Source organism: Bacillus sp. THAF10, assembly GCF_009363695.1.
In the GTDB taxonomy this organism is placed as follows: Bacteria; Bacillota; Bacilli; order Bacillales; family Bacillaceae_I; genus Sutcliffiella_A.
Genome location: NZ_CP045403.1, coordinates 1,417,802 through 1,430,226 on the forward strand (window position 1 = coordinate 1,417,802; position 12,425 = coordinate 1,430,226).

A 12,425-nucleotide genomic window follows, 5' to 3' on the forward strand; every position below is an offset into this window, starting at 1 on the left:
GAAGGTGGGGCAACGGTGAAAAGAAGTTGGCTAAGTGCTTGTCAAATTGGTGCTGTTTATATAGGGACAATCGTAGGTGCAGGATTCGCTACAGGAAAAGAAATTGTTCAGTTTTTCACTCAGTACGGTTGGATTGGTTTTATTACGATTTTAATGAGTGGGATATTATTTATATGGCTTGGAACAAAAATGATGCTAATGGCAAGCCGAATAAAAGCTAATTCCTATAATGAATTCAATCAATACTTATTTGGAAAATCCGCAGGTGCATTTGTTAATCTGTTTATGCTAGTAATATTAATTTCAGTTGGTGCTGTGATGTTGTCTGGTGCTGGAGCAGTTTTTGAAGAACAGCTTGGCTGGTCCTATCAACTTGGGCTTTTGTTAACTGTGTTTCTTGCAGTAGCCGTTGTAATAGGAGGGGTCAAAGGGCTTGTTGGGGTAAATATTATCGTAGTACCTGTAATGATTTTATTTAGCTTGCTCATCGCTTGTCATGCAATTTTTGAGGATGGTCTAACTTTTATGACTCTAAAGCCGGTCTCAGAAGGAATGAAAGGTTGGCTGGCACCGTTTATGTATGTTGCTTTTAATCTTGCCATGGCACAGCCAGTACTTGTTCCGTTAGCAAAGGAAGCAAAGGATGAATGGGTCATAAAACGTGGGGGATTTCTAGGAGGATTAATCCTGTGCTTTATATTAATTTCCTGTCATATTTCCATTGCATCCTTACCAAATTTTCATACGTTTGAGATACCGATGGCTGAAGTGGTGAAGTTTGGAATGCTGTCCTTTTTCGGCATCTATGTATTCGTAATATATGGTGAAATCTTTACTTCTGTAGTTAGCGATATCTTTGGATTGCAGCGTCAGTTGGAAAGTATGTTGGGGATATCTAAATATCTGATAACTTTCGTGTTGGTCACCATCATTTATATGATTAGTCAAATAGGCTATGGCAGCCTGATTGAACATTTATACCCCTTCTTTGGCTATGTTAGTATGGCATTTCTGCTGTTATTAATTGTAAGAAAATAAACTCAAAATGTTAATGGAACTAGCACTAAAAGTAATAAATCAAATACCAGATGGGATATAATCACAACAGATAATGATCCAGTCCTTAAAAATAAAAACCCCCATGCTGAGCCACCTGTAAAGGCTGCTGCCATTAACATTGGATTTCCTGTCCACGCATGTGCTAATGAGTATAAGGCTGCAGCTATTAATACACTCCTCAGTGGCCCCAACTCTTTAAGTTGCTTTTGGATAAATCCCCTCCAAAACAATTCTTCACCAGGTATGATAACAAAGACAAGTAATACATAATGCCACCACTCCTTTGGTCCTACCAAATTATACAAATCAGTTACATACACAATTATTGGGTAAGGTACCTGTTTTATGAAAAGATAAGTTAAAAGGAAGAAAAGATAAATCCCAATTCCACTAAGCAAAGCTATTACAAAAGTCGACTTAGATAAAGTAAACAATGCCTTTTTATGCTCCTTATATATACTAAAACAAGCTAGTACAAAAAGAGATAAAGGAAATAATATCCAAAAATAGTCAGGAGATAAAAAACTCCAGCTAATCATTGTACAGGCTAAGATCCAAAAGATTAATACAAATTGCAAGCTTCTCAAAACGTTTCCCTCCACTCCTTGCAACCTTATTTTAACAGTAAAATGCAAATCAGGAAACGACCATACTAAGAAGGAGGGAACGATGAAAGGAGCGAGAAGATGACACAATCAAAAAGCCAACAGGAAAGGCAAAGAAGAGTAAGAAAAGAATCCCAAAATCAGCATGGCAAAGTGAAGAGCTTTGAAGAATTAGCTGATCGAAAAGGAAAATAACCTTAATTGAATCTCAATATGGAGAGCCCAGGAAGCGTTAGGTAACAAGCTTTCTGGGCAATTATTTTGTTTGGTTGGTTGAGCAAAGCATCTAATCGCGACAACCAAGATAGGGACCTTAAAGCAGTTGTCCCACAAACGTTCTGTCTCTCTTTTTACCATGGACCTCCTCCATATTAAATTATACCGAACACCCAACTCCTTCATTATTTGTAGGAAAAGCTTTTTGGGTATATTGAAGGGTGTTTAAAAGCATACTATGGGAAGAAATTACAGGTTGAGGAGGAGGTAGCTTTGGGGAACCACCAGGAGAAGAAGCGGTATGTGGCCATCGTAAGCCCATATACAACTAGCTTGCTACATTACAGAAAACCTTTTGTTATCGCTTGGTGGGGAGCTGCTTTTCCTGGCTTTGGTCATTTCATGCTTTCCAAATACTTGACAGCTTTTATCCTAATTTCTTGGGAAGTTATCATAAACAACCTTGCACATTTAAACGAAGCAATCTTTTTAACGATGATAGGGAAATTTGATGAGGCAATCGCAGTATTAGATGAGCATTGGATAATTTTATATATTTGTATGTATGTGTTTTCTATTTGGGACAGCTATCGTCTCACCATTGAATTGAACAAGCATTATTCTCTTGCATACTATGAGGGTTTTCCATATCAAATCACCAATACGTCCTTGTTTGAGATTAATGTTCTTGATAAGAAAAATCCGGTGCTTGCGGTAGTTTGGTCCCTTATAACTCCTGGCCTTGGAAACTTATATGTTACAAGGGTCTTATCTGTCATATTTGTATTGACCTGGTGGCTCGTAATTACATATGAAGCCAATGTCTTTCCAGCCATTCATTACACGCTAGTGGGAGATTTCCAATCGGCAACAAAAATTCTCGTTCCGCAGTGGTTTTTGTTTATCCCTTCTATCTATTGCTTTGCTGCCTATGACTCTTATGTCACTGCGGTAGAGTTGAATAAATTTATTGATAAGTACCTTGGTAGAGAGTTAAAGAATAAATATCAAGATCCACATTATAAAATGCCAATATAGAAAAGAGCTGGGAAGTAATGTACATTTTCGCAACCTTTAAATATAACATGGAAATGGAACTTACATTACGAGAGTTGGAAGAGCTAGGTCTTAGAAAGGACCAAATTTTAGTTGTTCCGCTTGATAAAGTGAAATACCAAACGAAAACAATTGACTCGATGCATCGAACAGATGGAAGAAGTTTAGTTGATTTGGCTGCAATTTTTGGTATTATTTTTATGCTTCTTGGTGTAATTTACGGTTATGTTTTTTATCTTGGACCTATACTATGGGGATTGTTTGGATTGCTATTTGGGTTTATTGTTGGATTTCTGATTGATTATTATTTTACTAAAAAAGGTGAAAAAAGCATGAGAAAAAGAGAATCAGATGCCGATGTCATTATAATGATTCATTGTCCATTAGAAAAGCAGGATAAAATTGAAGATATTCTTTGGAACAATCTTGTTCTTGGAGTCGGAACTGTGGACAGATAAAAACCCTTCAAAAAATTGAAGGGTTTTTTGCTGCGCTTTATCAATAGTCGAGTAGCTTGAGTAATTCTTTGTGGCGTCCTAAAGAGTAAGACAGTTCTTTATATTTATCGTTTAATCTTTTCGTTTCTAAAGTAAGGTATTTTTCCTCTTTAGTGGACTCAAGTATGTGCAAGGTGAAATTCCAAATTTCGTCCTTTCTGAAGGGTAGTGAGTGATCTGCGATAAATTTCAACTCGTTAAGAACAGAACAGATAACATCAATGTCATTTTTTCCATATCGAATGACAGGTGAAAAAGCAATCGTCAAATAGTCAAAGAACTGTGGTGTCTTTACAATTACCCGTAAATTCTTGTGGGTGTCATTAAAATATGGAGCAGGACCTTGGATGGAAGCAAGCTTAGAAATAATCGTGCCTAATTGCTCTACACAATGAACGGCTGTGCTTGGGTCGTTAATACCTGGAGATAAGGCTCTGACACCAATCTCAGTAACCTTTCTAATTCCAAATTCAACATCTTCTAGTGGTGCCCTAAATAATGATACCGTCACATGCTCTAAAAAATGTTCTTTCATTATTTTTGATTCAGAAGGCCAAACAGAAAGGACGGGTGTATGTTCATTGATGTAATCACCCTGATGTCTTTCTACTCTGATAATGGAATCTGTCTCTGACCCCAAGTTTACAAGCGCTTCAATATCGATATATTGAATGTATCCAGGTTCCTTACTCGTTATTGTGATAGCTTTTTTTGTGATAATTTCTTCACTTTCCCAATTGTCCCAAGGCGAATCATGAATAGAAGCGTCACTATCTTCAAACAACTCTTTCATATTATCTAACGTTTCTATCGTAATATTATGTAAAAGATTACTCACTTGAATCCATGTTGTAACATGATGGATGAAAAAGATGAATACAATTAAACAAAGGATCGCTATTGCTACTGCAAAGGAAGGTACAAGAAAAAGCTGACTCTCATGTGATTCTTTTAAGAAAAGCAGTAGGATAATACTATAGATAAAGCCACCCGTGAATATCCCCAAAACCCTTTGCGTTGCATGATCTGTAATGAAGTTTTGCAATGCCCTAGGAGAGAATTGAGATAAATAGGTGGTTAGGACAACTAAGATGGTAGAAAAAGTGATGGTGGTCATGGTCAATAATGATGAAGCAATAGAGCTTAGAATCGTTTGTGATAGATTTATATCTGCTAAGAAGATGGAAGGGATAAGCCCCTTCAATGTATTGGATGATAATAAAAAATGATCCAGGATTAATGTTAGAACAGACAGACCAAATGCTAAAAGCCCATAAAAGGATGGTAAATACCAAAAGCTTGTTTTTAAACGTAACATGCGTGCTGATTTTGCCATATTTGCACTTCCTTAAGATGAAAAGTTTATTTTTTTGTAGAATCGGTGATAGAATTATGTTATAGTAACAAAGTTAAATTGAATAAAATCTTCATCCAATTGGGATGCAAGGAGAGGTTCTAGCGAATACCCTCTATAAAAAACTAAGGACAAACAATCAACTATATTCCTTAGGGTATAGTTTTTTTTATTTTCTTTAAGTTATGCGCTAGCCCATCCTTTTGGTTAGCGTTTTTTGTTTATATATAGTTGTAATAAAGGAGAGATTCTAATGAAACAAAAAGAGAAAGCAATGGTGGTGTTTAGTGGCGGACAGGATAGCACTACCTGTTTACTCTGGGCACTAGAACGCTTTGATGAAGTAGAAGCTGTAACATTTCACTATGGACAGCGGCATGAATTAGAAATTGAATGTGCGAAAAGTATTGCAAAAGAGCTAGGAGTGGTGCATCGGATTCTAGATATGTCCTTACTTGGACAGTTAACTCCTAATGCTTTGACAAGAAGTGATATTGAAATAGAAGAAAAAGAGGGAGAGCTTCCGAGTACATTTGTAGACGGCAGAAACTTACTCTTTATGTCCTTTGCTGCTGTGGCTGCGAAACAAATAGGCGCAAAGCATATTGTAACAGGAGTTTGCGAAACAGATTTCAGCGGATATCCGGATTGTCGAGACGTTTTTATTAAATCACTTAACGTTACGTTAAACCTTTCAATGGACTATCCTTTTGTTATTCATACTCCTTTAATGTGGTTAAACAAAGCGGAAACATGGGAGTTGGCAGATAATCTGAATGCACTTGATTTTGTTCGTGAAAAGACGCTGACGTGTTATAACGGAGTAATTTCAGATGGGTGTGGAGAATGTCCCGCTTGTAAGCTTAGAAAGCGGGGGCTTGATGACTATATGACATCTAGGAACAAAGGAGTTGAATCAAGATGATTCAGCAAATTTACCCACAAGTAAGCCATGATTACAACTATGAATTAAACAAAGATATGCAAATAGCGGCAGCACATTACGTTCCAACAGATGCGGCAGGTAAGTGTAAGCAATTGCACGGACATACCTATTTTGTCAATGTGACGGTGGCTGGTGACAATTTAGATGATGCGGGTTTCTTAGTAAACTTTCAATTATTAAAAAAACTATTGCATGATAAATTTGACCATACAACGTTAAATGATCATGAGGATGTTTTTAATGATCATAATCCATACTATTTTCCTACAACAGAAGTCGTGGCAAGAGTAATGTGGGAAACAATTGAGAATCATTTAAAACAGCTGCCATCTAAGCCTACCTGTTTGCAGGTGTTTGTAAGAGAAACGCCAACAAGCTATTGTATCTACAGGCCAAAAAAAGGCGGGAAATCATCATGAACAAAACTATTCCTGTATTAGAGATTTTTGGTCCGACCATCCAAGGAGAAGGGATGGTCATTGGCCAAAAAACGATGTTTGTTCGTACTGCCGGATGTGACTATAGCTGTGCTTGGTGTGATTCTGCATTTACATGGGACGGTAGTGCCAAAGAGAGTATTGTGATGATGACGCCTTCTGCTATTTATGAAAGATTGAAGGAGCTAGGCGGCAATGCTTTCAACCACGTTACCATTTCAGGTGGAAATCCTGCTTTAATAAAAAATATTGCAGAGCTTATTCATATTCTACATTTTGAGGGGATAAAGGTTGCTTTAGAAACACAAGGAAGCAAATGGCAAGATTGGCTATTAGAGATAGATGATTTAACGATTTCACCCAAACCCCCTAGCTCAAAGATGGAAACAAACTTTGACATACTTGATAATATTATCAGTAAGGTAGAAGTGGCGAAAACCTCATTGAAGGTAGTTGTCTTCAATTCTGAAGATCTTGCATACGCTAAACAAGTTCATATGCGGTACCCTGAAGTTGCGTTTTATGTTCAGGTAGGCAATGAGGATACAACAACTGAAAATGATGAAAGCTTAGTGAAAACCTTACTGTGTCAATATGAATGGTTAATAGAACAAGTGATGAAAGACGAAAATATGAATAATGTCCGTGTTTTACCTCAGCTTCATACGCTTGTCTGGGGAAATAAACGCGGAGTATAAAAAAGGAGAGAACATGATGTCAGGAAGAAACGATTCTGAGCTAGAAGGGGTAACCCTTCTAGGAAATCAAGGCACCAATTATTTATTCAATTACTCACCGGATGTATTAGAAACATTCGAAAACAAACATCCTAACCGTGATTATTTTGTGAAATTCAATTGTCCTGAGTTTACAAGTCTCTGTCCAAAAACGAATCAACCAGACTTTGCTACCATATATATTAGTTATATTCCTGATAAACTGATGGTAGAGAGCAAATCTTTAAAGCTTTACTTATTCAGCTTCAGAAATCACGGTGATTTTCACGAAGATTGCATGAATATCATCATGAACGACCTTATCGAATTAATGGATCCACGTTATATTGAGGTTTGGGGCAAATTCACGCCTCGAGGTGGAATTTCGATTGACCCTTACACGAACTATGGAAAGCCTGGAACGAAGTATGAAGAGATGGCACACTATCGTTTAATGAATCATGACATGTATCCAGAGACGATTGATAACAGATAACTACAAAAAAAAACACAGCAAAACGCTGTGTTTTTTTGTATGCTTCTTTCTGACAAAATAACACACAAAAGTTGTTAATGTGAGATAATTTTGGTATAAAGAAGGTAGAAAAACAGAGAGGATTGGATACAAAAGATGGATACGAAGCGAAAGGCGCTATTAATTGGCGCAACAGGCTTAATTGGTTCCTATTTGCAGGAAGAAATTTTGGAAAATTCAGATTACGAACAACTTACGACCTTTGTTAGGACACCGACAAATCAATCACACCCAAAACTAAAGGAAGTGGTTGTATCCTTTGATGAACTAGCCCAATATCTTGATCACTTTCAGGTAGATGATGTTTTTATTGCCCTCGGTACCACAAGAAAAAAAGCAGGTTCCAAAGAAAATTTTAAAAAGGTGGATTTTGATCTTGTGGTAGAATCAGCAAAACTGGCGAAATCTTCAGGTGTAACGAGAATCGCCATTGTTTCTGCCCTTGGTGCAAATGAAAACTCCTCGGTTTTTTACAATAATGTGAAGGGGAAAATGGAGTCTGCAGTTAAAGAAATAGGAATTAGGTCAACTTACTTTTTCCGTCCATCTCTACTGCTAGGTGATCGTAAGGAATTTAGATTTGGTGAAAAGATTGGAGAACAGGTCGCTTGGCTGTTAAATCCAGTATTAAAAGGAAAGTGGAGAAAATATCAAGCTGTTCATGGAAAAGCAGTGGCAAAAGCAATGATTAGGTTTTTGAAGGATGCAAGAGATGGTGTTCATATCGTTGAGTCAGATTTAATCAAAAAGCTCTTTTCTTAAAGGCTGCTTTCGCAACCTTTGTTACTTCTGCGAATATTTAAGATACCCGTAATGAAGGTTGTTGTCGGGCTCTTATCGTGGATATATCCATTTTCCTTGGCTTGAAAATTGGAAAAAAAGTTATAAAGCCCACTTTTCCCTAGTATATAACAACCATCTTTTAGAAAAGAGCCATCATAAAATCTTAGTCGTTTTCATTTTAGAAATGCAGGGAATATGAATAAAAAATAGAGGAGTGTAATTTATGAGCCTAACGAAGGAATTTAGACGAATCCGCAAATCTGGCCATTTAACCATTCCAAAATCTATTCGAGACCAACTGCAAATTACTGATGGAGATGTTTTGATGATTATGGAACAGCCTTTAGGTCTAATGATGAAACCAATAGAACAAGAGCATGTTTTTAATGAATCCATCGTGTCAAACAATGGAAAAGTTAACATCCCGATTGAAATTAGACGAAATTTAAATATTAATGAGGAGACTCACTTTTCTGTCATGCTGGATAAAGAGAAATCGGCTGTTGTTCTAGAGATTATTGATGAACAAACAGGTTAGGAAACAAAAGAGCTGACAAGCAAAGCTTGTCAGCCTTTTGTATTTAAAGGTTTTTTACAATCTTATAATTTTTATGGTTAACCACAGTTCTTTGTTCTAATTCAAGATCACGGTAATTATCCATATACGTGAGATCTACAATTACAGAGTTTTCATTGACTTTTTCTACGATCCCCTTTAACCCTTCTCGAAACTCGATAATGTTACCTACTTCCGCCTTTTTCATTATTCTTCCCCCTTGAAATTGTTGTTAGCAAGTTCCAATTAAGGACAAGCCTTTCTATAGTAGTGGATAAAAAGTATTACATACATTTTGCATTATTTTTGCAAAAACGTAAATAGTTTGAAGGGATATTTTTTAAATTTTCATTTAATTTCAAATTTGTATAAGGAGCAATTGAAGGAACAAATGCTCCTTGTTGTTCATATGATAATTCAGGGCTATTCATATTGCCCCATTCATTTTATTCCTTATCCCCCATTGAACCCCATCTAACTTAGAAGGGGTTTTTTCGGTGTGCAAAAGAAAAGTTTAGTGATAAAATAAAGCCTAGAATGAAAGGGTGAGTGAAATGAATGAAGCTTTAGCACAAGACATATTAGAGAAATTGAGAAGTGGAGAATTAAGTGAATATAGAGTTGGTAAGGAAGAATTTATGACGTTTCGTACCGTGCTCGTTCAACGAGATGATTTTAAACATTTCCGTGGAATTGCCAGACATGGTGGGGAAGTTATCTATCAATATTTGCAAACTGCAAGAAGTTAAGTAGCGGAGCTTGGTAAAAAGCTGCCGCTACTTTTTATCAATATTTCATTTCTTTTTTTAGTTTTTTAATGGCTTCTTTTCTCCATGATTTTACTGCGCTAACCGTCACTTCATTTTCCTTCGCAATTTCATTCAGCTTTTTTCCGTTGATTACATATTCTATTACCCAAATCTTTTGTTTGGGTGTTAGATTTTTTATATTTATCTCGATCATGGCATTGGTTAAAAAGATAGGTTGTTCAGGAAGTGACAGAGTACAAATCTCTGTTGAGCTTCTTTTTATTTCTTTTTTGAGGAGATTTAGTACTTTTCCTCTCATGCAGGAATATGCATAAGAAGAAAACGCTCCTTTATGACATTTAAATGTGAGAGTGGCTTCCCAAAGAGCGACAGATGCTTCATGAAAATAAAGTTCCTTATCACTATGGATGTTCAATGTTTTTATGATATGGTGTATCATGGGAGTATATTGTTGGTGGATTTCTTCAAAGGGTGCTTGCAATTGGCAGATCCTAACGAAAAGCTAGCTTCTCTCTTATTACCGGTAAATTAATGATAAGAAGGTTTTAAAGAATCTTCACATGTTTGTTTGTATCATATATTCATTTGCATTAAGGGAAAATAATGCAAACCTTCAAGTAGAATACATCATACGCAAAATGTTCTCCTAAGTAGAACAGTTAATATACGTATAAAGGGGTTTTTTCGATGGAATATAAAAAAGAAAATAAATTGGCTAATCAATCTATGTTCCTTTGGAAGAATGACAAGGATCAGACGGTACAAGGGTTTTTAATGGTCCCAGATAACATACCTGATATTAAATATATAAAAAAGCTCTTAAGACATATGTACTTAGAAAAAGAGATTTTTAAAATGTCGATCTGGTTTGAAGGAGATGTAATCCAAATAACAGGGCGCATACAATCTTTTCGTTATACGGCTAACAAGCTGACAATTAAGGATTTAGATAAAAACATTTATCATATTCGCATTTTTGATGTGATGGAGATTATCAGAAGACCATTTAAATAATTGAGTAGGGGAGTCCTAATAGAGGGCTCTTTTTTTTATTCCTTTCTTCATGAATCATTTTTTTCAAAAGCTCTTTTCTAAAAGATTGTTGCTAAAACCTAAGAAAAAGTCGGCTTTAAGACTTTTTCCAATCTTCGAGCTAAGAAAAATTGACACGTGTTTCAATTTCCTCCACGAAAAGAGCACGACAACAACGTTGATGACGGGTGTTTTAACGATACGCAGTAGCAACAAACTTTGCGAAAACAGCCTTTTCAAAAGAACAAAGAAGTATATTCCTATTCTTTCTAGGGAAAATAAGAAAGAATTTTCTTCGGATAAGTGTCAAACGAAAGGGGGGGACACGGTGAAAAACCTATTGAAAAAATTGTTTAAAGGCGGAAAAAACTCACCATCAACAAAGGTGGAAGAGATGACAGTGACAGACCTGCTTTTGCAGATGAAAAAATCGATAGACTTTCTTAGATTCTCCGATTATACAAATGATGGAAGTAAGAAGGTGTGGGTAAATTATTACTACACGTTAATTGATACAGATTATTTACATCGAGACATTTTAAAGCCCATTACCACCATACCGTGGTCAAGCATTCAAGATATTAAAAACCTGCTACCCATTGAAGTAGTGACCATTAGCGATGATCCAAAAGAAATCCTTGAAAAGATGCTGAGTGGCTTTGTTTTTATTCAGTTAGGTGAGAATGATAAAAAGGGTCTATTAGTGCGATCTGAATTTGTCCAAGCAAGGGCAGTGTCATTACCTGAAGTTGAATTTAGTGTTATAGGACCGAAAGAATCGTTTATTGAAAATATTGATTCCAATATAAATTTAATTAGACGAAGAATGAGCACTCCCATGCTTACTATCGAACAAAAAAAGCTAGGGACCATGTCTAGAACAAGAATTGCTGTTATGTATATGGATGGAATTGTCAATATGGAGAATGTAAATACGGTTAGACAAAGGCTAGATGAGGTTGAGTTCGACCATATTAATGATAGCTCCTATATCGGACAATTAATTTCAGATAATGGGAATACCATCTTTCCATTATTGCTTGATTCAGAAAGGCCAGACCGGGTTGTATCTGCCCTTGCAGAGGGGAAGGTCGTCATCATGGTCGATGGGTCACCTCATGGACTTATTGGCCCAACTACATTGGTAGAATTTTTCTCCTCCTTTGAAGATTATTATATTAGTTACTGGCTCTCCTCATTTTTTAGATTAATTCGTTTGTTTGGGGTGGCTTTTTCTATTCTAGTTACACCAATTTATGTGGCTGTTTTAAGCTTCCATTATGAATTAATTCCTAAAGATTTACTTAGCACATTGATTTCCTCTAGGAGAGAGGTTCCGCTTCCACCAATTCTTGAGGCGGTATTTCTTGAATTGACCATTGAGCTTTTACGAGAGGCCGGAGCAAGACTTCCGACAAAAGTAGGTCAAACAATTGGTATCGTAGGAGGAATTGTAATCGGGACAGCTTCAGTAGAAGCAGGACTGACTAGTAATGTTCTTTTGATTATTGTTGCACTTGCAGCGCTTGCCTCCTTTACCACTCCTGTTTACAAAATGGGTAACACCATCCGATTACTGCGTTTTCCTTTTTTATTGTTTGCTGAATTATGGGGCTTACTTGGAATTGTTTTTTGCTTTAGTGTTCTTGCAGCACACCTTTTAAGGCTGACTTCTCTCGGACGTCCGTATCTAGAACCAATATATCCTCCAAGAGTGAAAGATATGAAGGATGCATTGTTAAGATTACCATTTTCCATGCAAACAGAAAGACCAGAACAATTGCGAACACAAAATCCGATTCGGGGCTCTAAGCAGAGACTGAAGAAGAAGAAGGATATAGATGAATAAAAACAGAAGGGAGG

17 protein-coding genes and 1 riboswitch are annotated in these 12,425 nt (G+C 36.4%); of the genes, 13 read left to right on the forward strand and 4 right to left on the reverse strand.

The window, feature by feature from the left end:
- Positions 1–15: 15 nt before the first annotated feature.
- Positions 16–1,038, forward strand: a complete 1,023-nt coding sequence (locus FIU87_RS07470; protein WP_152444001.1) for a YkvI family membrane protein — start codon at positions 16–18, stop codon at positions 1,036–1,038.
- A gap of 2 nt (positions 1,039–1,040) precedes the next feature.
- Here the strand turns inward: FIU87_RS07470 and FIU87_RS07475 are convergent, their stop codons facing one another.
- Positions 1,041–1,637, reverse strand: a complete 597-nt coding sequence (locus tag FIU87_RS07475; RefSeq protein ID WP_216647560.1) for a CPBP family intramembrane glutamic endopeptidase — start codon at positions 1,635–1,637, stop codon at positions 1,041–1,043.
- Positions 1,638–1,745: 108 nt separating this feature from the next.
- Here FIU87_RS07475 and FIU87_RS21380 point away from each other — a divergent pair, with 108 nt between their 5' ends.
- The 3 genes from FIU87_RS21380 (at position 1,746) to FIU87_RS07485 (ending at position 3,394) form a co-directional block, all read left to right on the forward strand.
- Positions 1,746–1,859 carry a DUF6254 family protein gene (locus tag FIU87_RS21380; RefSeq protein WP_253905535.1) on the forward strand — a complete coding sequence of 38 codons (114 nt, stop codon included), beginning with the start codon at positions 1,746–1,748 and terminating at the stop codon, positions 1,857–1,859.
- A 294-nt stretch (positions 1,860–2,153) separates the two neighbouring features.
- The gene (locus FIU87_RS07480) at positions 2,154–2,918 is read left to right on the forward strand and encodes a hypothetical protein (protein ID WP_152444003.1); all 765 of its coding nucleotides are present in this window, start codon (positions 2,154–2,156) and stop codon (positions 2,916–2,918) included.
- Between the two features lie 47 nt (positions 2,919–2,965).
- Positions 2,966–3,394, forward strand: a complete 429-nt coding sequence (locus tag FIU87_RS07485) for a hypothetical protein (protein WP_152444004.1) — start codon at positions 2,966–2,968, stop codon at positions 3,392–3,394.
- Positions 3,395–3,434: 40 nt separating this feature from the next.
- Here the strand turns inward: FIU87_RS07485 and FIU87_RS07490 are convergent, their stop codons facing one another.
- On the reverse strand, positions 3,435–4,769 hold the full coding sequence (locus FIU87_RS07490) for a DUF2254 domain-containing protein (RefSeq protein WP_152444005.1): 1,335 nt from the start codon (positions 4,767–4,769) through the stop codon (positions 3,435–3,437).
- Positions 4,770–4,876: 107 nt separating this feature from the next.
- Positions 4,877–4,922: riboswitch (PreQ1 riboswitch) on the forward strand.
- A gap of 118 nt (positions 4,923–5,040) precedes the next feature.
- On the opposite strand from FIU87_RS07490, the gene queC reads away from it, so the two are divergent.
- The 6 genes from queC to FIU87_RS07520 all read left to right on the forward strand — a co-directional run bounded on the left by queC (position 5,041) and on the right by FIU87_RS07520 (position 8,742).
- Positions 5,041–5,712, forward strand: a complete 672-nt coding sequence (queC, locus tag FIU87_RS07495; protein WP_152444006.1) for a 7-cyano-7-deazaguanine synthase QueC — start codon at positions 5,041–5,043, stop codon at positions 5,710–5,712.
- On the forward strand, positions 5,709–6,152 hold the full coding sequence (gene queD, locus FIU87_RS07500; RefSeq protein ID WP_152444007.1) for a 6-carboxytetrahydropterin synthase QueD: 444 nt from the start codon (positions 5,709–5,711) through the stop codon (positions 6,150–6,152). Before queC ends, queD begins: the two co-directional genes overlap by 4 nt.
- Positions 6,149–6,868, forward strand: a complete 720-nt coding sequence (gene queE, locus FIU87_RS07505; protein WP_152444008.1) for a 7-carboxy-7-deazaguanine synthase QueE — start codon at positions 6,149–6,151, stop codon at positions 6,866–6,868. The genes queD and queE overlap by 4 nt, the downstream gene beginning before the upstream one ends.
- A gap of 16 nt (positions 6,869–6,884) precedes the next feature.
- Positions 6,885–7,382 carry a preQ(1) synthase gene (gene queF, locus FIU87_RS07510; protein ID WP_152446462.1) on the forward strand — a complete coding sequence of 166 codons (498 nt, stop codon included), beginning with the start codon at positions 6,885–6,887 and terminating at the stop codon, positions 7,380–7,382.
- Between the two features lie 135 nt (positions 7,383–7,517).
- Entirely contained in the window at positions 7,518–8,183 is a 666-nt protein-coding gene (locus FIU87_RS07515; protein ID WP_152444009.1) for an NAD(P)H-binding protein, read from the forward strand.
- Positions 8,184–8,427: 244 nt separating this feature from the next.
- The gene (locus FIU87_RS07520) at positions 8,428–8,742 is read left to right on the forward strand and encodes an AbrB/MazE/SpoVT family DNA-binding domain-containing protein (protein ID WP_152444010.1); all 315 of its coding nucleotides are present in this window, start codon (positions 8,428–8,430) and stop codon (positions 8,740–8,742) included.
- 43 nt (positions 8,743–8,785) lie between these two features.
- Here FIU87_RS07520 and FIU87_RS07525 read toward each other — a convergent pair whose 3' ends face one another.
- Positions 8,786–8,968, reverse strand: coding sequence for a YkvS family protein (locus FIU87_RS07525; RefSeq protein WP_152444011.1), 183 nt, complete (start codon positions 8,966–8,968; stop codon positions 8,786–8,788).
- 346 nt (positions 8,969–9,314) lie between these two features.
- Here FIU87_RS07525 and FIU87_RS07530 point away from each other — a divergent pair, with 346 nt between their 5' ends.
- Complete coding sequence (locus tag FIU87_RS07530) at positions 9,315–9,509, forward strand: hypothetical protein (RefSeq protein ID WP_152444012.1); 195 nt, start codon at positions 9,315–9,317, stop codon at positions 9,507–9,509.
- Positions 9,510–9,546: 37 nt separating this feature from the next.
- Here FIU87_RS07530 and FIU87_RS07535 read toward each other — a convergent pair whose 3' ends face one another.
- Entirely contained in the window at positions 9,547–10,011 is a 465-nt protein-coding gene (locus tag FIU87_RS07535) for a sigma-70 family RNA polymerase sigma factor (protein WP_172970991.1), read from the reverse strand.
- A 206-nt stretch (positions 10,012–10,217) separates the two neighbouring features.
- On the opposite strand from FIU87_RS07535, the gene FIU87_RS07540 reads away from it, so the two are divergent.
- Positions 10,218–10,544, forward strand: a complete 327-nt coding sequence (locus FIU87_RS07540) for a hypothetical protein (RefSeq protein WP_152444014.1) — start codon at positions 10,218–10,220, stop codon at positions 10,542–10,544.
- 346 nt (positions 10,545–10,890) lie between these two features.
- Positions 10,891–12,411 carry a spore germination protein gene (locus FIU87_RS07545; RefSeq protein WP_253905536.1) on the forward strand — a complete coding sequence of 507 codons (1,521 nt, stop codon included), beginning with the start codon at positions 10,891–10,893 and terminating at the stop codon, positions 12,409–12,411.
- The last annotated feature ends 14 nt before the right edge of the window (positions 12,412–12,425 follow it).